Source organism: Desulfovibrio inopinatus DSM 10711, from assembly GCF_000429305.1.
Lineage (GTDB): Bacteria > Desulfobacterota > Desulfovibrionia > Desulfovibrionales > Desulfovibrionaceae > Alteridesulfovibrio > Alteridesulfovibrio inopinatus.
Genome location: NZ_AUBP01000025.1, coordinates 127,892 through 148,372 on the forward strand (window position 1 = coordinate 127,892; position 20,481 = coordinate 148,372).

The following is a 20,481-nucleotide window of genomic DNA, read 5'->3' on the forward strand; positions in this document are numbered from 1 at the left end:
CTGGCGAGCCCTGGCCGACACTTAGGAAGCGATATTCCTTCATGACACCATATCCATCCAGCGTCTTCCGTGCTCTTCTCGCCAGCATAACCGTTCCATTTCAACGACAATATATGTTGTTAGCTGCGGCCATGAGCTTTCTCGTTCTTTGGACTGCAGTGACATTATTCATTGCTCTTGGCGCTGTTGGAGGTCGTTACGTCATGGCGTCCTTAGACGCGCAAATGCTGGTTCAACGCGTCTTGACGAATTTTACTTTTTTTTCCTCTTCTTCCGCATCCCAAGCCATCGCCGAATGGACGCGTCATAGCGAAACTTTGATTCAACCAGCTCTTGCTTTGTTCATTCCCCTTGCACTGGCCTATTCTTACCAAATGATGTCCGGGCTCGGCACGGCGCTCTCCCTAAAAAGACAATCCCGAGGTTTGATTGTTCGAGTTGCGCTTATACTTGTTGGGCCGTTCCTCAATCTTTTCTTTCTTTTTTTCCTTTGTCTTCTCCCCATACTCTATGCGCTCTCCACTCTTTTTATACATGATGAGATTGCGCAAAATATTATTCTCTCTGGTAAAATTTGGTCGACATGCGGACTTATCATAACCTTTCTCGCCCTTTGCTATACCGTCGCTCCGCGTTGGATGCGTTTCCGTCCTGCTGTGTTTGCCGGTCTCTTCTATGCTACCGGGATACATGGTCTTAGCATGGGAATTCTTTGGGGGCTTGACGAAATACAAACAGAATCCCCCTCATGGAAGATTGCGATTATTCCTTTCGTATGTTTTTTATGGGTGTATACCTCCAACATGCTTTTGCTCGCTGCATCAACCTATGTACGCATGCGAACCGTTGGACAACCACCAAACGAAAGGATTGATCGAAGAGATGTTTCGTCTCAAATTGAAGAAGATAACAATCTCGACGCCGAAGAGGATAATCACGATGATGAACCACCTCAAAGCACACCAAGCCAAGTCTATGGTTCAGAAATTGGATAATGTTCGACAACACGCCGCCAACACGTATGCTCGTCTCCTTCTTATATTGTTGTGCGGAGGAATAGTGTTTTGTAACACGGCCCATGCCGGAAAATCACAACTTGTCGGGGGACCGTGTACCTACTTCACGACGGAAGGTGTCGCACATATTCTATCCATCTCTCCTGATTTATCCGCTTCCAATCTTCCATATACCGCTCAAAAAATTCTCTTCACCTATAAACCGCAATCCGACGCAGCCAAAACGGGATTACATACGCAGAACAAAACGTTTGTATTCACATTGACGAACGGCATCCTTCCTGGTCCACGTTATATTGCTCGTTATAAATTACGTCCCGGTATCGATATTCCCGTTCACCTCAAAACCATCACTAAAGGAACGTGTACGCCTGTCGTATTTGACTTTCCCACGCTTGATCAATCCGATTATTTTGAACTCAAGTCTGACTGAGAACGTATTTTGGGTCGTGACTTCGCACAACAAATAAGGCATGAATAATCGGCCTCGTGTCATATTATGTCAGAGAATATCATCTGACAAAATATGGTGAGAAAATCGGTGCGACATTGGGGACATGAGCTATTATTCACCTATCGTGTTTCTTGGTATCTGACTTTTCTTTGTTTTTTCTTTACGGATGGCAGAATAAATGGAAATATTCTTCAGGAGCTGTTTCATCTTTATTTGAAGCTGGAATGTGATGACAACGGCCTGAAGTTGAGTTTCGGTCAACGACGGAGAAAGCGCTTATGAAAGACAATCATCGCCGACGCAGCCGCGTCAACGCTGAATTTCAGGTCGAAGTTTGTTGTGATCGATCTAAATTGCCAATAAAATCGAAGAATATCAGCCTAAAAGGCATGCTTCTTTCGTTCACTGACCGTCTCAAAATGGATCAGCTCTGTATTCTCAATTTTACACTAACATCAGATATTCAATTCAAAATAAAAGCGAAAGTTGTCAGGACGTCTGAGGACTTTGGAACCGCTGTTGACTTTGTCAGCATGAATGAGTCTGCATTTTACCATCTTCGAAACATTGTACGGTATTCATCAGAAGATGCCGATGCCATTGATCATGAACTGATTACACCGGCATTCGAAATTGTTGATGATAATACACCGATTACCTGTGAATAACCAATATTTCGCCTGAAAAACGGTCTCATGTGGGAAATACCACATGAGACCGTTTTCTTTAAAATTCACGATTCTTTCTCCCCTGCTCTTTTACGAGACCGAGGCCCTCTCCCCTTCGGTTGAATACCTACTACAGAACCTCCTGAACATCGACAATGCTATTTTCTCCGCTTACTCGAGGAAAATACCATCAGAGAACACACAATCGTGAGTGCCCTGCTTGGTATATATGCCCTCACCGCAGACCAATTCATTGCCCGCTCTCACTCTACTCACGTTGAACTCAACAAAGCTGTCCAATCAGTGAACAACGACGTCGTGAGCCTCAGCAGAGAGGAGACCGGTTGGAGCGAAATGAAAGCTCCAACCTTCGTTGCACAACGACGTCGTGAGCCTCAGCAGAGAGGAGACCGGTTGGAGCGAAATGAAAGCTCCAACCTTCGTTGCACAACGAATACAGGCCCGCAGGCACCCATGGCACACGGTCTGGGGATACCTCCTAGCATCCTGCGAGGAAAGCTTTTCCTGCAAGATTCCGCTGTAAGTAAAAAACAGCTTGACTATACCGACCGGTAGGTAGATAAAAATACTCATGCAACAGAGCACAAAGAAAAGATTGATATCTCACGCCCTCAAATTGTTCTCCAACAAGGGATATGACGGCGTAGGCGTTCAGCAAATCGTCGACGCAGGTAAAGTTTCGAAGCCCACATTATATCATCACTTTCAGAATAAAAAAGGACTCTTGAACGCACTTTTGGAAGAGGAGCTAACCCCATTGCTTGTATCGTTGGAGCAGTTGGCGTTCACTACGGATTTTGAGCAAGATTTAGTCCGTTGCGGTCTTGTCATATCAGACTACGCAAAAGCACATTCCGATTTGTATCGACTGTTTCTTTGTTTAATGTTCGCTCCTCCCGAGTCTCCTCAATTTGAGGTCGCTGTCGCGTATGGTAAAAGACAATTTTCAGCCGTTGAAAATGTCTTTCTACACCATCATCATGAAAAAAATAAAAACTCCGAAGATGCAATAGCGCTCTATGCCGCCAATTTCCAAGGTTTGCTTCATAACCTTATAACCCTATATCTTCATGGTCACATACAACTTGATACAAATCTTGTGACCAGATCTGTCCATATGTTTGTTTATGGCATGTATGCGGTAGAACCATTCAACATTTGTTGACAGCAAGGAGTAACGAAATGACATCAGATGTAAAAAAAATACTCATTGTAGGGGCTGGGTGCATCGGAACACAAGTGGCCGCTTTATGCGCATTGCGTGGATTTGAAACATCCGTTCTTGACACCGTGCAAAGTCAATTGAGCCTATCTAAAGACAATATCGCGGCTATCTTTGATAATATCATCGCCAGAAAGGAAATAAGCCAGGATATGGCTGCAGCTGCAAATTCACGCCTCACATTCTTTGACAACATGGAGTTGGCTGCTACGAATGTTGACGTCGTAATAGAGTCTGTTCCGGAGTCACTTGACTTAAAGAAAGAGGTATTCAGCGACTTGAATAGGTATTGCAAACGAGAAACAATATTTACAACCAACACATCGGATCTTCCTCCATCCCTCATTGCTCCGGCATTACAGAGACCAGAACAATTTGCGGCATTTCATTTTCATGCACCGCTCCTCGGCGCAGATGTTGTTGATATCATGCCGCACCCAGGAACAGCTCCGGAGGTTATAATTTTGCTTCGGAAACTTGCGAACGATCTCGAACAAACAATTATTGAACTCAACACCGAACGCCCAGGTTATCTCTTCAACAATATGCTCAACGCACTCAACAGAGCTGCCCTGGAACTCGCTATTGACAACGTCGCGCCACCAGAAACGATAGATAAAGCCTGGACAAAAATTATGCATACTCCAATCGGTCCATTCGGCATTTTGGACAAAGTTGGACTCGATACAGCTCATCGTATTGCACAAATGGGGGCGGAGCATTTTCAAGATTCAGCCCTTTGGCGCATTGTCGATTTTCTCGGTGGTTATGTTGGACGAGGACATCTTGGAGTGAAAACTGGTCAAGGTTTTTATTCCTATAACAGTTGATTGATCCAAAAGAATCGCACATTTTCTTATCTCCTAGATGAAGACTGAGCCATTACGCTTCTTGGGGCAACGTCAAAATGCTCTTATTGAATTTTAGGCATTGCCCCTTTTTCGTTCATAGGGCCGATGAGATGGACCACTTCAAAGGATTAATCGAGATATTCTCAGCAAATGTTTTTGCGTTTCGTCATCATAAAATATCACTTGATCCAACTCTGTTGCTTCTCAAAGTCGAGGGAGTGGATTGACCGAATTCGACTTCTTCAAAGCGTCACGCGAGCCGAAATCTCTGAGCAGCTTCTTGCCCCCTCTTACGACGAATTGCTCGCCTGCTTCAGCACGTTGGAAAAGTCAGGAAGGAGTAAAAGATTTCCGTATCCGGTCAAATGATCTTGATCGAAGAATAACGGTTTTCCATTTTGATACACAGAACACGTACGCCCTGGACACAGAATTGGAAACGGATCCCAGATAATCAAGGAAGGAAATTCGTTATGAAGCATATTTAAATTTTCTATAACAAATTGATTCTGTTGCTGTAAAAATGCAGCTGAAATGCTTAAACCCGGCTTACATACTGGATTCATATGATTAAACCAATCGGAGCATCGAAATGCTGGAGCCCGAAAGACAGGTTTAGGCGCATCAATAATAACCTTGAGCTTTAATGCCAGAAGACGTCGTATGACTGTTCGAGCTTGATCCAGAATAACCTCACGACAAAGCTTGTTGAATCGCATAAACGCATCAATAGTATCTTGATTGAGTTCACCCCATTGATCAGATAATCGCTGAGCCCTCAGAGAAGCAAGAAAGACAACATCCCCTTCGGACGCCTGTTTCGAGAGATACTCCATGAATCTCTCTATACTGTCTTTGCAAAATGGAGTGTCTGGGTTTGGAGAAAACACACTGACAAACGAACACCCCGGATCAGATTCCATTCGGACAGACATATTGTTCTGGAGAGCGGCTTGCATCACCATACTCTCGTATGCAGCGGCATGAGAATCTCCAATAACCCAGAGTGTTTTTGAATGATTTTTTTGTTCTTGCAATTTCTTTATAGCATTCCCAGAAAAAGCATCGGCCTTCCATCCTTGGTCTTGTTCAACGACACTGAGTCGAAATGGAGAGGAATCGAGTAAAAAGTCGTAATACCCAACGGTAAGAATTCCAATGAGTACTGCCGTCCCTCCAACAATCTTCCATGCGTCGAGAGAACGTAGCTTTTTATTTATGAGAAAAGGCTTTTCGACAAAATGGTATGACGCTGTTCCCAAAATGAATGTAAGGACGAGTCCTAAAACAATATGCGATATTTTTTCAAAGCCAATTGTCCACCGAAAAAGACATGCTACGGGCCAATGCCATAAATATAATGAATAAGAACATCTGCCAAGATATGTCACAGCAGGATGCTGCAATATGCGAATTTCTAGAAGCGCAGAAGATGCAGGATTTCGGATGACACTCAATAAGGCGACAGTACCTCCGACTGGAGCCAGTGCCCACGGGAAAGGAAACAACTCTGGAATTGCAAAGATGACGCCTATACTTAAAAGCAATATTCCAAATTTTGAAAATACGTGCGTCATCAGCTTCTTTCTGGGGATTGCATAACCATAAAAATGCACCTGAAAAAGTGTTGCACCAGCCGCAAGCTCCCAAAAACGGCTGGGCAACATATAAAATGCCTGTATTTGGTCATGCTGAGTCTGATATGCAGCAAAAATAAAAGATACAACACCGAGAACAGGAACGGAATACGCCAAGATATTTTTATAACTTTTCCCAGGTTGTTTTTTTATCCAAAAAAGAAATATCAATGGAAACAAGACGTAAAATTGTTCCTCAACAGCTAACGACCATGTATGCAAAAAAGGATTGAAATCAGCTCGGAGTGAAAAATATCCATCAACATATTGTAGAAGAGCAAAGTTACTTAATCCTAAAAATGCAAGTGTACCCGTTAATGCATTTCTATCACTGAGCCATCCATATGGTATAAACAGTACAGAAAAGAACCCAATAACGAGCAAGCAACAAATAAGCGCAGGAAAAATGCGTATAAATCGTCTCTTATAAAAATCAAGAACATACTGAAAAGGAGAAGAGTTTGAATTTTTTGTTAACGACATACTGATGACATAACCAGAGATAACAAAAAAAACATCTACACCAATAAATCCAGCAGGAGCTATTTTCTTATAGAAATGAAAGGCAATCACGCTCAGTACAGCTACAGTACGTAATCCATCAATTCCTTCAATTCTCATAGAATTCTTTTGTGACATTCCCATTCCTTTATTTCATTCCCTCAATTATAACGTCGCTGGATATATTATTTTGCTATTGTTTTCAATCTTACGAAAAGCAAATACGCTATGATTATAGAGCGTTACGCCTATCAGATCATTTTCAGCACCAAGGTCAGAATTCGTAGCAACGCCTGCTTTTTCCTGAATTTGACGTTACGTACTGTGTCATGCGTCATCGTGTTACCGTTAATAAGCATCCTTGAGCTACGCAGTCATGCCGCTCCCTAAAATTCGCACAAGGGAAGAAGATTCCTGAGGGACTGCTTTTTTGAAAATGATCCACATTCAAGCTGATGCAGGCACGACATAGACGCAACACAGCTTGCTCTCATATTCGTGGGACTCTTAAAAATTTCTCATCAACATGCAATCGTTTGCAAGACAATGGAGCATTTTGACAAATAAAACCATCTTGGTATAAATTCTCTTTAACTCTTTGTTTGCTAATATTAAAATAGAAAATAGATAATAAGGGACTTTTTTCTGGAACGAATCATCTTAAGCAACAATCGGTTCCTGCAAAACATTTCTCAGGCATGCCGGAATTAATAACAACTTTTACTCTCGACATACCAATATCAATGTCTACTACTGCTCCGAGATGTCCATGTAGCCCTCTGGGCCGAGCCTGATTTTCGAGTTCACACATGCCGACTGAACTCAGCAGGATATCATGCCGTGAAGGTGGATTATTCAAGGTAAGTCCCGAGCGAATCGTATGGAATTTGACGAAGAATATGAAATCGTTTACATGAATTCATAATCCAATATATCTACTTCCTTTGGAGTGTATGGTTCCATGGTAAAAATCAAAGATGTTGCAGACGCTGCTGGAGTGTCGACCGCAACGGTATCGCGCGTTCTCGCCCAGAAACCTTACGTAAGCGAGGAAGTGAAAAAACGCGTGATGGAAGTCGTCAAAAAACTCAACTACCAACCAAACAGAGCTGCTCAAAGTCTTCGAGCCAATACATCGAGGTTGCTTGCACTCGTTGTTGCCGACATTGAAAATCCTTTTTTTCAGAGGGTGAGCAGAGCTGTCGAAGATACGGCTCAGGAAGTTGGATATAATGTGATTCTGTGCAACACCGATGAAGACCCCGTAAAGGAAAAAAAATATCTTGATATTCTCCGAGTTGAAAATATTGCGGGTATAATCATATCGCCAACGTTAAAAGGGCTCGAAAAGTACAAAGAAACCTACTCACATGATATCCCAATGGTTATGATTGACCGCCATGTGAGGAACTTTGATGTTGATAGTGTACTTATCGACAATGTTGCTTCTGCTCACAATATCACGACACACCTTATTGAACACGGTTATCGTCGAATTGCAGGAATGTTCGGCACCGGAAGTACAACTGGCTCCGAACGATGCGAAGGCTTTCTGAAGGCGCTCGCTGATCATAATATCAAGCCCGAAAAAGAGCTTTTAGAGTATGTCAGCGCAAAAGAAGAGGAAGGTTTTCAAACCGCCATCAAACTGTTCAATTTGAAGAAAAGACCAGATGCCATTTTTACAAGTAACAGCCTCCTGGCATCCGGTGTTGTACAGGCTATACGCACGTGCAAACTTTCGATACCAAACGATATTGCCTTTGCCAGTTTTGACGATACCAGTTGGGCCAAGCTCATAGACCCACCACTCACCGTTATCGAACAACCCACGTATGAGATTGGCCGAACGGCGACTGAATTGCTCATCAAACGAATTGCCAATCCGAATCGACCAAACAGAGAAGTTATCTTAAAAACAAAGCTTATCTGTAGAAAATCTTGTGGATGTTAAATCAGCTCTCATCAGCAATAAAGCGATTTTCAAAATCTACTGTCCGTAACCTCCTGATGAGGCAACCATAACCATATATGAAATGGTCATTGATCAAGCAAAGATGCCAACAGAACAAACTCAAGAAGTGATCGCTTCAGGGAAGGATATGTTGAAGATAGGATGCCATTTATCGTCGTCAAAAGGCTTTCTTGCAATGGGCAAGACAGCAGTCTCCATTGGAGCCAATACTTTTCAGTTTTTCACCCGCAATCCACGCGGGGGAGCTGCAAAGCCTCTGGATGAAGATGATATTGCTGCGTATTTGAAATTTTCCGAAGAACATGAGCTGCAACCCATTCTTGCTCATGCGCCGTATACACTTAATGCTTGTGCCGCTGATGAAAAAAAACGCGCTTTCACACAGGAGACAATGGCGGACGATCTGCGACGCCTTGAGCACATTCCCGGCAGCATGTATAATTTTCACCCCGGGAACCATGTAGGGCAAGGTGTTGAAACTGGCATCAAATTCATCGCAGAAACGCTGAACGCTGTAGTATGGCCGCAGCAATCCTCCGTCGTTCTTTTAGAAACGATGGCGGGGAAAGGCAGTGAAATAGGTCGCACTTTCGAAGAACTCCGTTCCATTATCGATATGGTCGACGAGAACAATTGCTTGGGAGTGTGCCTGGATACCTGTCATATCCACGATGGTGGGTACGATATTGCTGGAAATCTCGAGCACGTACTGGAAACGTTTGAAAAGCGCCTCGGCCTTCACCGATTGAAAGCGATTCATCTTAATGACAGCATGAATCCTCTTGGGAGCCATAAAGATCGACATGAAAAAATTGGTCGTGGTTCTATAGGCATGGAAGCATTGACGCGCATCGTGAACCACCCTTCTCTCAGAACTTTGCCGTTTTACCTGGAAACCCCAAATGATATGCAGGGATATAAAAAGGAAATCTCCCTCCTCAAAGCTATATATCAGGCAGAGTGACGTTTGCGTAGTTGGGATCGTCCCAACAGGCAATAAGATCTCCCAGGGTAAGACGTGACTCTTTCCGCCGGGCCTCGCCAGATTTACCTTCACTTGTCTCCAAATGATTATTGGGCATCTTCATCCGTTGCCGAATTACCCGACAGTGCCGGCCTTCTATTCGATTTCTGTTCGTCGATCCGACTTTTGCCTCCAGCTTCCTCCCCACCCCACCTCACGGCGACGCAGTTGCCTTCAGCTACCAGTTCCCATCATCAGGGCCTGGAGAGGACTTTGACCTCCGAGATTCACGCCATGCCTGGCACAAAAAAAAATCCCCCCGACAGCAGTGCTGCCGGGGGGATTCCGTAAAACAAAGAAGATTGACTATTTTCCTCTGTTCAGAGGAACTTCCTGAGGGAAAATAGGCAGATAACGATAGGACAGGCTGAAGACGATGAAAGCGTATGCAACGATCATCAAAGACGTCAACCATTCTGCCCAGTTGGGGTAGTACACGGTCCACTTGTCGAACGGTAACACCGGAATAGCCAAAGTTTGCACCGTAAAGACGTAGCGGTTAATGACGACACCCAATGCGTTGAGAATACACCCCGTATACATGAGGCTGGGTTTCATGCGGAAAGCCGGGACCATAAGGAGAATGGCCGGGAGAACTCCACACAAACCAAGTTCCGAAAAGATGAGCCATTTGCCGTATGCCAAACCATGGTACATCTGATCGAACGTGAAGCCCATACGAGGCAGCGTATCGGTGGCCCAGAACCACGTGTCCAGGAGTTTGAACAGAAGATAAATGACCAGCATTGCCCCACCGATTTTAGCCATCAAAGATTTGATGCGGTAGGTCGTAAACTTGCGGCCCGTAATCTTTTCCATAAAGCCACAAATCAGCACCGTCATACACGGTCCCGAGGCAATGGCCGAAAGAACGAACAGAAAGAACGTCCACGGCCAGATGAAGAATCCTTCACGGAAAGCAAACGGACGCGCGAACATCACACCGTACATGCCACCCAGAGAGCCCTGGTGGAACGTAGACAAGAACGCGCCAAGGCCTGCAAACAGCGGCATCACGAGATGCAGGTTGTGCGCCATATGATGCAGGAAAGGAATCTTATTGAGCTGTTTCTGCTCGAAAATGAGCGGAATATACTCAATAATAAGAACCGTCAGGTAGCACGTGATGCAGAAGATAACTTCTGTCAGCATCGAGTGAACATTGGGGTGCCAGTAACCGAACCATGCACGCAACGGCTGACCAATATCCAAGGTCAGGATAAGCATGGCACCGGAGTAACAACAAAACCCCTTGATGACGGACAAATTGATGATATTCTTTAAATCATCAATTTTGATGATGTAGCGTAGGAGGCCTGTAAAAAAGGCCCCCGCGCCCAAAGCGATAACGGCCAGGTCAAACGTGATCCACAGGCCGAAACCATAATAGTTGTCGAGACCGGTCACGCCAATGCCGTTGAACAAAATGACAAGAGCGGCAAGCAGACCGAACAAGACAAAAAGGCTGATGCATCCCAACCAGACCAGGAACTGGGAAAGCGAGCAGCGTTTGACCCCTTCAGGGTACCAGTTTTTCTCAGCCGTGAGCATGATTAGCGCCTCCGATGACCTTGTCGTTTGCCAGGTAGTTGTCACCCTGCTTCCGGACCCATTCCCGACGGCTCATGTAATAAACCTGGGTTTGTGTATGCAACTTTTCGAGTAGCCGGAAGGCGTTCTTACTCCGAGAAAGTTCATACACTTTGTGCTTGGGATTGTTCAAATCACCAAACGTCATGGCTCCGGAAGGACATCCTTCGACACAAGCCGGGATGTAGGCGTCTTCGGGAAGATCCTTGGGGTTCTTTCCGTCGAAGATGGCTTTTTCTTTGGCATAATTCCAGCGATGGTGGCAGAAAGTACATTTTTCAACCACACCGCGCGGCCGAACGGAGGTATGTGGAGTTAACACCTTCGTCATACCTTCGGGGAAGACCGGATCAAACCATCCGAAATACCGGACGTGATACGGACAAGCCGCCACACAGTACCGGCAGCCGATGCAGCGGGGATAAATCTGGCTGACAATCCCCCCTTCTTCGTTTTTGTCCGTTGCAATAACCGGACAGACCGACACACAAGGCGGGTTGCCGCATTGCTGGCATGGTCTCGGCAGGTAGGCCATATCGTGATCAGGATACGATTTTTTATTGTTCAGTTCGTAAATCAACATCCAGTTGAGGGAGCGAAGCTTATTGGACGCTTCGGGTTGCGGCGCAATATTGTTCTCGGTCTGACAAGCGACCATGCACGCGCCGCAGCCGGTGCACTTGTCGATGTCAATGACCATCCCCCATCTGATCGTAAATTCCTTGACTGCGGACATTAGCGTCTTCCTTATCTTAAATTTTGGCGATTTTCACAGCAGATCCCGCCCAGACGGAAAGTCCGGTCCCGGGTTCTTTACTCGCGGTCAGAATCTTGAAGGTGTTGTCACCTTTCTTCTGGCTGAACTCATCGAACGCACTATGGCCAAAGCCAATGGGGGCGCCGACAACATCGTCCATAATACCTTCAAAGATATTTACGCGGGCCACAATGTCGCCCGACGTGCCCGAGAGCTTAACTGCATCGCCTTGCCGCAGACCGAGTTTACCGGCTGTGGCTTGGTTGAGGTCGACGAAATACATCTCGCCCAAAAGCTGGTTGTCGGGAATTGTTGTCAGATCCTGACAGGGAATGCCCGTCACAGGGGTTCCGATACGTTGATTGGCCACAGGAGCAACAACAAGATCGGCTGTTGCCGGTTTCGAGTCGATGGTTTTAGCCAAAACATCAACTCCGAAGTTCAAACCGCTCTGCATCACACTGCCAGCAACGCACAAGGCATACCCTTCAGCCAGTGCAGCGGTAGCAGCATCAGCTTGAGCCGTTTTTGCTTTGGCAACATCGGCATCCCAGGGCATAAAGTCTTTAGCAATGAAACAGCCGTGCTTGCAGACCGATTCAATTTTCGCCGCAATCACATCTTTAAAAGATGAGAAACCAAGGTTTATGCCAAGAGCAGAAGCGGTCGACAATACAACGTCAGCAGTTGGTTTGGTATCGAAAACCGGAGACAAAGCGGGCTCGGCGCAGTTGTAAACAAAATAGCTTACACCATACGGAGAAACGACATCGTCACAGCGCTCCAATGTCATGGAAGACGGCATGACAAGATCAGCCATGGCCGTTGTTTCATCCATGAAAGAGTTAAAGCTTACCTTGAAGGGAACTTTGTCGATAAGCTGTTCCATAGCGGATGCCTGCGGCAACCCATATACCGGGTTCGCATTGTACAGCATCAACACATCGGGCGTTTCTCCACCCAAGTAGCTTACGAAGTCGTTCTTCAAGATATCGGTGCGCGTCATTGCATCGGCAATAACAGCGTTCAGTTCCGGAACGGCAATGACGCCACCATTCCGACCGATATTGTTCAACAACATATTCAGGCACATGCCAGCGATAAACGCACCAGCCCCCAATCCCTGACCGAAGCTGGAACCAACGACGACGAGCGGTTTTTTGCCTTTGGATAAAATGTCGGCCAACTCTTTCAGTGTTTCGGGAGAAACACCGGTTGCGGCCGAAACTTTTTCCGGAGTGAAGCTGTTTTGAACAAGAGCTTTGAACTCACCAAAGCCATTATAAGAGCCTTTGGCACCTGCCTGAATAAGATGCCAGGCGATCCCCAGAGCAATGATACCTTCAGTTCCGGGTTTTGCGGCGACACGTTTGTCACACACGCTGGCCGTATGTCCGGACATGGGACCAACATAGACATACGTCGAAGCAGGGTCTTGTCCGGCAGGACGACTTTTCGAAAAAGCGCGACGATTGCGAACACTCGGTCCCCAGGTTTCAAAAGCGTTTGCACCTAGTAAAACCACGGTATCTGCATTTTCCAGGTCAAAACCGGGCTGACCTTGCCCGCCCATGAGACTCCAGCCGGTCAGTGCGGCGTGTGCTTCACAGGGCATGATGAAAAAGTTCTCGGAACCAAGTTTTTTTGTGAAAGCGGAAAAGACTTCGTTAACGGTTCCGTTTTCGTCACCAGAGACGAACGCAATTTTTTTGCCGGCGTTTTTGAGCTTTTCGACCAGAAGAGCTTCAGCATCTTTCCAAGAAATGGGTTTGAAGCTGGAACCTTCTTTTTTCATTGGTTGCTTGATGCGCGAGGGACTGTACATCATGTAGCATTCGGCCAACCCGAGAGGAGACACACCGCCCTGACTGAGGGGGTTGTCGGGGTTGCCCGCCGCCGTCACGGGGTTTCCGTTGACGGTCAAGACCTTGATGCTTGTCCCAGACGGGCACAGTTTGCTCACGGCCGCTTGCTTCGCCATGACACCACGTGGAACACGAGGTATCCAGGGCCAATTCTGCGACCAGATGGAAATATCGTCGGTGGATTTCCACACCATCGGCGTCACGAGAGTGCCGAGAGCGCCACCCGCAATAAGTCCAATTACTCCTCTGCGATCAATTCCCATTTTATACCACCCTCTTATTTATGGCACACGTAACACGCGTTGCTGGCGCCCATCTCTGCATGACAGCGTTCGCATTGCCACATTTTCATGGTCTGCTTGCTGTAGCCGCTGATCCGGTTTTCCTTGTATGCCGGGAGTTCCGTCATAGTAGCGACATCGGGATGGCAGGTCGTGCACTCGAAGTTCTGGTGAACAGAGTGGGTGAAATAGACATTGTCGGGCTGTTTTTGATACGTGAGCCAGGGAATCTCGGCGTTCTTTTCACCGTACTCCGTGACAAATTTGTCAATTTCCTTTTCAGCGGCGGTTTCACCACCAGTCGTGTCGGCGTGACATGCGTAGCAAGATTCGGTGGAGGGAAATCCTACATACTGACCGTTTTCAAGAAAATAATGGCACTCGGTACAGTCCATGCCCTGTTCTGTATGTACCGTGTGGCTAAATTGAATCGGTTGCGTTTTCGAGCTGAAAAGCAGTTGGGGGAAAACCCACCAACCAACTATCAACGCGCCGACGAAACCGAGGATGAAGAGCGGAATAAATCCGCCACTACCTGACGTGGAAGTTTTCTTTTCCTCCATACCTCGCCCCATGCTAAGAGTTTATAGCTCATTGGCTCCCAAAAATGACTCTTGCCTTTCTATGCAAGAGCTCTCAAAGGTGTCAAGATCAAATGAAAAATTTCACGAGTTTAAGTCACACACGTCATACCTGACAGGTGTGAAATACAGCGCATTTTCATTTGCCAATTTGAGGGCTCTGTCATGCGTTCCGAACAGCCTTATTTCTTGATACGCCCGTAGACGTCATCAAATCGAACGATATCGTCTTCCTCAAGGTATGGACCTGTTTGAATCTCAATGATCTCAACTGGAACTTTGCCCGGATTGGACAGTCGATGTGTTGCAGTTTTGGGAATATCGACGGATTGATTTTCACTTAGCAATCGCTCTTCGTCATTAATTTCGACGAGAGCGGTTCCAGAAATCACCACCCAGTGTTCGCTTCGGTGATGGTGCATTTGCTTACTGAGCTTGCCCCCAGATGGTACAGTAATGCGTTTTATCTTAAAATTTTCGCCATCTTCGAGAACGGTATAACTTCCCCACGGCCGTTTTACCGTGACGTGCGCTTCAATAAGCTTGCTGCCTTCTCCCTTGAGGTCATTGACGACATCTTTGACCTGTTGAACGTGATCCATGCCACATGCCAAGGTCGCGTCCCGTGTCTGAATAATAATAGTGTCGTCAAGGCCAATGGCCGCCAACTTTCCTCCGCGAGAAATGAACAAGCTGTTGTTACAATTTTTCGCGAGAACGTCCCCTTGAATAACACAACCGGAGGAGTCTTTTTCTCCAATGCGGTACACCGCTTCCCAATTTCCGAGGTCATCCCAATCGAATTCTGCTTGCACCATGGCAAGCTTATCGATTTTTTCTATAACGCCATAGTCAACGGAAATATCAGACAATCGATTATACCCATCTTCAAGTGGCGTATTGCTCCGCTCACCCCACCATTGCCACAACTCAGGTTGATGTTTTTGGACGGCATCTAGAAACATTTGGGCGCTGAATACAAACATCCCGCTGTTCCAAAAATGCTTGTTATCGGCCACAAGCTTTTTCGCTGTTTCCAAATCCGGCTTTTCTTTGAAACCCAACACCGAGCACTGATTTTCACCCAGTTGTTCACCGCAATGGATATACCCGTATCCCGTTTCGGGTTTATCGGGGGCAACTCCAAACGTTACAAGATATCCTTGTTGCGCCAAAGGAATGGCTCTCTCCATACTTGCTGCCCAGCCCTGTGCATTCCTCACAAGGTGGTCGGCAGGATACACAGCAACAATAGCATCTGGATCTTTATCGACAATTTTGGAAAGACCCAACATAATTGCTGGCAATGTATTGCGCCCCAGAGGCTCCGCTATCGCGTTGTTCTCGAGTCCAGGATCAATAGTTCTGAGCTGACTCCGCACCTCAAAGATATGTTCTTCGTTGGTAATGACATACGTATTTTCCGAAGGAAATACTGCCTGTAGCCGTGTCATTGTGTCCTGAAGAAGAGAAAGCGAACCGTTGAGGTGCATTAACTGTTTTGGCAATAACGTTCGGGATAATGGCCACAAACGCGTGCCGGATCCGCCAGCCAAAACAATGGCGTATACATTGGACAGGCTTGAGGTTTCGCTTGTGCTCAATGAAGTCATGATCGTCCTTTTCTGTTGTGGAATTATCGACAAAGATCGAAGGCGTCGGTCATGAAAAGGTTATGAATAGACAAAAGGAGTATCGAAATCGATAAACCTGATTAATTCTTTGTCTTTTTCGGATAAGACGGGGTTTTCAACAGGCCACTGAATACCAAGCTCGGGATCACTCCAAAGGATACCACAATCGTGTTCTTTCGAATAATACTCATCAACTTTGTAGAGAAACTCGACATCATCACACAGCGTCACATACCCGTGAGCAAAACCTTTCGGCACTAAAAACTGACGCTTGTTGTCCTCGGAAAGTTCAATACCATAATGCTTACCATAAGTAGGTGAACCTTTCCGTAGGTCGACAACCACATCGTAAACAGCTCCCCGAGTCACACGAACGAGTTTGGTCTGCGCCTTGGGCGGAAGTTGAAAATGTAATCCGCGAACAACACCCTTGTGCTGGGATCGCGCATGATTATCTTGAATAAAGTCAATATCAATTCCGTTTTCATGAAAAACTTTGCGGTTATAGCTTTCCATAAAATAGCCACGATTATCACCGAAAACATTCGGTTCATAAATGATGAGCCCCGGAAATTCTGTGGTGATAAAGCCCACAAGCGCGCTCCTGTTACTATGTTAAACGATCAGGGTACTCAATTCGCACGATTTCTGGCTGACGTCTAAAAACAACAAAATACTTGCCAGAAAACAATCCAAAATCCGGCAGGATTTATCATATTTCAAACCACACCTCAACACACGGCCTCTTATCCCTCTATTTTCTGCGAGAACTTCAATACTGATTTCATGTCATCCTTCTGCTGGTCAAACATACTCCCAACAATAGATGTGACATAATCCAATTATTTTTTTCAAAATGTCTTGACAAACTCGTGTAAGCCACCTAGTTTCTCTTCTCCACGACGCGGGGTGGAGCAGCTAGGTAGCTCATCGGGCTCATAACCCGAAGACCACAGGTTCAAATCCTGTCCCCGCAACCAAGACAATTCAGGGGTTTACAGTGAAAACTGTAAACCCCTTTTTCGTGTCTATTTGAGAGCACAAAACTTTTTGCCTGCCGTGTACCCACCGCCTATTGCAGTAGAGAACCACAAGCGTTTGAATTCCGCTAATTTAGGCCACACTGAAGTTCTGAGTGTGGCCATCGACATTTATCAAAATCGTGTAAACTTAAACTCAACAACTCCCAGGTTGAATCTCGTCCTTATTAAATTTCTTCAGTGAAAGTTCTCTATAAACTTGCTGAATCTGAACGACCTTGGACAAAGCAAACATCACGCAAAGAACGAAGGCCTTTCTGACTTGTAGAGAGGTTATTGTCGGAAGAGAAAATTTCCGCGAATTACAAACCAAGGGATCGAACCTTGACCATCTCTCTTCTCCGTGTCCCATGGGCCTCCCCCCATCTTTAAACCCATCGCCCGGCAAAATTAAGGTGGGATCTGCTGGTCTATGTTGATCTTCTTTTAGGGGGGCTTATCTTTTTTTGCCGTCATCGTGGAGCGCAGCCCGTCCCCGGCAGGGGCAGCCCGAAGGGCTGAGGGCGGAGCGGAACGATGACGGCGGCATTCAATTCGGTCTGATTGCCTACGTGAATACTCCAGCCGGTGTTCTTCTGTCCAAGGAAGAATGCTTTCGTTCCTCGTTGTAGTATTTGAAATAACACCCAAGTCCTTTATAAAGCGACACCCCATCCGAATAGGCTCGCGGGTAGACATCCTCGTATTTCACTGTCCACCACAGCCGCTCCACAAAAACATTGTCCAGCGCCCTGCCTTTGCCGTCCATGCTGATGGCAATTTCATTTTGCAGCAATACGCTTGTGAATTCATGACTTGTAAACAGCGCTCCCTGATCTGTATTGAAGACCTTCGGACTGCCGAATCCCAGTGCACGGCCCAGCGCTGAGACACAAAATGAGCACTCCATTGTGTTGGAAAGTTCTCAAGCAAGTACATACCGACTCCACCAGTCAATCACCGCTGTCAGATACAAGAAACCACGCTCCATCGGGATATACGCAATATCTGCTCTCCAAACCTGATTAACCCGCTCTCTCTCCACATCCCTCAGCAAGTAGGGATAGGTGGGGTGGCTGGGCGACGGTTTGCTCGTATGCGGCCCCGGAGTAATTGCTTGCAGACTCATCAGTCGCATCAGTCGTTCCACGCGCTTGTGGTTCACTGAATAGCCCTGGTCGCGCAGCCAATCTGTCATGCGGGGCGATCCGAATTCCGGATGCTGCAAGTACTGCTCGTCGATCAAGCGCATAAGCTGAAGATTTTCCTCAGACTCCGGCGCAGGCTCGTAATATATTAAAGAGCGAGAACCCCCTGCCAACCTGCATTGCCGCCGGATCGAATAGTCCTTATTTGGCTCAATCCATTCCCGGCGCTCGACAGCGGGCAGGCTTAGAGCTTTTTTTCAAGCCATTTGATGTCCATTTTGAGGCGACCTATCTCTTCGTAGAGTGGCGCAGTGAGTTCCTCTTCTGATTTGACTGCCTGGGACTTGCCACTGGCGAACAGCTCGGACGCGTTGTCCAGGAGTTGTTTTTTCCATTTGGAAATCTGGTTGGGATGCACCTGATGCTCAGTCGCCAACTCAGACAGTGTCTTTACGCCACGAATGGAGTCCAGAGCCACTTTTGCCTTGAACTCATCGAAATTTTCCGTCTTTTTTTGCCCATTGTCATACGTCCTTTGGCATCTGTTTCAGGACGCAGATTCCACCTTAGCGGGTGGTCCTAATTTGGGGGGGGAAGCGCACTTGGTAGTCGTTGCAAATTCGATTGGCTTATTCAGACTCAATCCAACCAATGGAACCGTTGACTGTCTTTGAGCAAAATCTCATTCTTATTTCACCATTTCATGAAATATTATTTTTCAAGCGATGTTCAGTTTTTGTCATCAATAATAAATTTTCAAAAAACAAAAATTCTTTCTTGACAAAAGTCGAGCGTAATCATAAATATTCTCCTCCACGACGCGGGGTGGAGCAGCTAGGTAGCTCATCGGGCTCATAACCCGAAGACCACAGGTTCAAATCCTGTCCCCGCAACCAAATCAATCCAGGGCCTTACGGAGATAATCCGCAAGGCCCTTTTCTTTTTCCAATTCTATTCCTACTCAGAGATGCCTTGAGCAACTTAGCCGAGCAACCAGTTATTGGCCTTCTGTAAACAGTTGTTTTTTTCAATTCCCCTAATGACGAAAAGATCCTCAAGAAAATCGCTGAGATTCCATTTGCCTTCGCTCATAATCCAGCAGCTCAGACTTGGCCAAAGGTTTGTAACAACAAATTTTCCTCTGCTATAAATGGCCGATCTTGGCTTTGCTGAAGAAGGAAGTCACCATGCTTTCTTATTTACTATTTGGAAATCTAATCGGCGTGACTTTGCAGTATGAAAGCAGGCAAAATAGAATATTTTATGGACAATCTTAACAAAATGACAATATTATGCACATAGTAATGCTCCCCCAATAAACAGGAGACGCCATGAAAATATGCGGGCTTGAAAAAGACGAATTCCTTGAGAAGCTGGCGAAGGACATTTTGCACGAACGTAAAGTGGAACAACAGATTGGGGCGCCGACGTGGAACACGCCTTTATACTCCGATAATCCATATGTAGACGCCCCTAATGAAATGATGGGTGCAAAAAACGAACTCCCGCGTCGTGTTGCAAAAGCTATGGAATACGCAAAGGCAGGCAACCTACAAGAACTCGATAAACTCGTGGATGAATATTGTTCGTAGAGCAAATCTCTGCTGCAGTCATTGCACGTTTTATCCTGGTCTTCGTTCTTAACGGCCAGTGCCAGTGAAGCCGCTCTTCTCTGACAAGCAAAGACGTGATGTGGATGAGCTTCCCCCTGGGCGAAAATATGATGTGCCATTAGGCGAATAATAAAAAATAATCACGGATATGAAGAAAATTTGAACGCCCCCTCCCTCTCCCGCCAAATGTTTTTGAAGAGGGGACGGGAACTGAGGAAAGGGGGATCCCCCAAACGCACGAAAGCCCGAACTTTCATCAAGTTCGGGCTTTGTGTTGCCGTGTGTGGCATGGAAATGAATCCTGGCGACGATCTACTTTCCCACGGTTATAACCGCAGTATCATCGACGATGGAGGGCTTAACTTCCGAGTTCGGAATGGGATCGGGTGTACCCCCTCCTCCTTGGTCACCAGGAAATATTGGTGATATATAAGTAAAATAAGAAACAGGATAGTTTGAAGGAAAATAAGTCGAACGACTTATTAGTACCGCTTTGCTAAGTACATTGCTGCACGTACACATGCGGCCTATCAACCGAGTCATCTTCTCGGAGTCTTCAGGGAGATCTTATCTTGAAGCAGGCTTCCCGCTTAGATGCTTTCAGCGGTTATCCTTTCCGAACGT

Annotated in this window: 15 protein-coding genes, 2 tRNA genes, 2 rRNA genes and 1 pseudogene; 10 read left to right on the forward strand and 10 right to left on the reverse strand. The window is 46.1% G+C overall.

Going from position 1 to position 20,481, the window contains the following annotated elements; translation table 11 throughout:
• The first annotated feature begins 41 nt into the window (after positions 1 to 41).
• The 5 genes from G451_RS0115220 (at position 42) to G451_RS0115245 (ending at position 4,211) form a co-directional block, all read left to right on the forward strand.
• Positions 42 to 995 carry a hypothetical protein gene (locus tag G451_RS0115220; RefSeq protein WP_027184939.1) on the forward strand — a complete coding sequence of 318 codons (954 nt, stop codon included), beginning with the start codon at positions 42 to 44 and terminating at the stop codon, positions 993 to 995.
• Positions 940 to 1,449: a hypothetical protein gene (locus tag G451_RS0115225; protein ID WP_051261544.1), complete on the forward strand. Its 510-nt coding sequence runs from the start codon at positions 940 to 942 to the stop codon at positions 1,447 to 1,449. Before G451_RS0115220 ends, G451_RS0115225 begins: the two co-directional genes overlap by 56 nt.
• 299 nt (positions 1,450 to 1,748) lie before the next feature.
• Entirely contained in the window at positions 1,749 to 2,138 is a 390-nt protein-coding gene (locus tag G451_RS0115230; RefSeq protein ID WP_027184941.1) for a PilZ domain-containing protein, read from the forward strand.
• Positions 2,139 to 2,730: 592 nt separating this feature from the next.
• Positions 2,731 to 3,324, forward strand: coding sequence for a TetR/AcrR family transcriptional regulator (locus G451_RS35355; protein ID WP_051261545.1), 594 nt, complete (start codon positions 2,731 to 2,733; stop codon positions 3,322 to 3,324).
• 17 nt (positions 3,325 to 3,341) lie between these two features.
• Complete coding sequence (locus G451_RS0115245) at positions 3,342 to 4,211, forward strand: 3-hydroxyacyl-CoA dehydrogenase NAD-binding domain-containing protein (protein ID WP_027184944.1); 870 nt, start codon at positions 3,342 to 3,344, stop codon at positions 4,209 to 4,211.
• Between the two features lie 311 nt (positions 4,212 to 4,522).
• Here the strand turns inward: G451_RS0115245 and G451_RS0115250 are convergent, their stop codons facing one another.
• Positions 4,523 to 6,508, reverse strand: coding sequence for an acyltransferase family protein (locus G451_RS0115250; RefSeq protein WP_027184945.1), 1,986 nt, complete (start codon positions 6,506 to 6,508; stop codon positions 4,523 to 4,525).
• An 823-nt stretch (positions 6,509 to 7,331) separates the two neighbouring features.
• On the opposite strand from G451_RS0115250, the gene G451_RS0115260 reads away from it, so the two are divergent.
• Both G451_RS0115260 and G451_RS0115265 read left to right on the forward strand, forming a co-directional pair.
• Positions 7,332 to 8,324: a LacI family DNA-binding transcriptional regulator gene (locus tag G451_RS0115260; RefSeq protein ID WP_027184946.1), complete on the forward strand. Its 993-nt coding sequence runs from the start codon at positions 7,332 to 7,334 to the stop codon at positions 8,322 to 8,324.
• A 148-nt stretch (positions 8,325 to 8,472) separates the two neighbouring features.
• Positions 8,473 to 9,309, forward strand: a complete 837-nt coding sequence (locus G451_RS0115265; protein WP_027184947.1) for a deoxyribonuclease IV — start codon at positions 8,473 to 8,475, stop codon at positions 9,307 to 9,309.
• Positions 9,310 to 9,675: 366 nt separating this feature from the next.
• Here G451_RS0115265 and qrcD read toward each other — a convergent pair whose 3' ends face one another.
• The 6 genes from qrcD to rfbC form a co-directional block, all read right to left on the reverse strand.
• Positions 9,676 to 10,920: a menaquinone reductase integral membrane subunit QrcD gene (gene qrcD / locus G451_RS0115270; RefSeq protein ID WP_034642433.1), complete on the reverse strand. Its 1,245-nt coding sequence runs from the start codon at positions 10,918 to 10,920 to the stop codon at positions 9,676 to 9,678.
• Positions 10,907 to 11,695, reverse strand: a complete 789-nt coding sequence (qrcC, locus tag G451_RS0115275; RefSeq protein WP_027184949.1) for a menaquinone reductase iron-sulfur cluster-binding subunit QrcC — start codon at positions 11,693 to 11,695, stop codon at positions 10,907 to 10,909. Before qrcC ends, qrcD begins: the two co-directional genes overlap by 14 nt.
• 16 nt (positions 11,696 to 11,711) lie before the next feature.
• Complete coding sequence (gene qrcB, locus G451_RS0115280) at positions 11,712 to 13,844, reverse strand: menaquinone reductase molybdopterin-binding-like subunit QrcB (protein WP_027184950.1); 2,133 nt, start codon at positions 13,842 to 13,844, stop codon at positions 11,712 to 11,714.
• Positions 13,845 to 13,858: 14 nt separating this feature from the next.
• Entirely contained in the window at positions 13,859 to 14,425 is a 567-nt protein-coding gene (gene qrcA / locus G451_RS0115285; RefSeq protein WP_027184951.1) for a menaquinone reductase multiheme cytochrome c subunit QrcA, read from the reverse strand.
• A gap of 200 nt (positions 14,426 to 14,625) precedes the next feature.
• Positions 14,626 to 16,056 carry a mannose-1-phosphate guanylyltransferase/mannose-6-phosphate isomerase gene (locus G451_RS0115290; RefSeq protein WP_156921670.1) on the reverse strand — a complete coding sequence of 477 codons (1,431 nt, stop codon included), beginning with the start codon at positions 16,054 to 16,056 and terminating at the stop codon, positions 14,626 to 14,628.
• A 60-nt stretch (positions 16,057 to 16,116) separates the two neighbouring features.
• A complete protein-coding gene (rfbC, locus tag G451_RS0115295) occupies positions 16,117 to 16,671 on the reverse strand; it encodes a dTDP-4-dehydrorhamnose 3,5-epimerase (protein ID WP_027184953.1) in 555 nt (184 codons plus the stop codon).
• A gap of 309 nt (positions 16,672 to 16,980) precedes the next feature.
• On the opposite strand from rfbC, the gene G451_RS0115300 reads away from it, so the two are divergent.
• Positions 16,981 to 17,057: transfer RNA gene (locus G451_RS0115300), tRNA-Met, on the forward strand.
• Positions 17,058 to 17,664: 607 nt separating this feature from the next.
• Here G451_RS0115300 and G451_RS34180 read toward each other — a convergent pair.
• Positions 17,665 to 18,737: pseudogene (locus G451_RS34180) on the reverse strand (IS3 family transposase); the annotation flags it as partial.
• Positions 18,738 to 19,063: 326 nt separating this feature from the next.
• On the opposite strand from G451_RS34180, the gene G451_RS0115320 reads away from it, so the two are divergent.
• Positions 19,064 to 19,140: transfer RNA gene (locus G451_RS0115320), tRNA-Met, on the forward strand.
• 435 nt (positions 19,141 to 19,575) lie between these two features.
• Positions 19,576 to 19,836 carry a hypothetical protein gene (locus G451_RS0115330; RefSeq protein ID WP_027184955.1) on the forward strand — a complete coding sequence of 87 codons (261 nt, stop codon included), beginning with the start codon at positions 19,576 to 19,578 and terminating at the stop codon, positions 19,834 to 19,836.
• A 320-nt stretch (positions 19,837 to 20,156) separates the two neighbouring features.
• Here the strand turns inward: G451_RS0115330 and rrf are convergent.
• Positions 20,157 to 20,271 (reverse strand): 5S ribosomal RNA (gene rrf / locus G451_RS0115335).
• 47 nt (positions 20,272 to 20,318) lie between these two features.
• Positions 20,319 to 20,481 (reverse strand): 23S ribosomal RNA (locus G451_RS0115340); the annotation flags it as partial.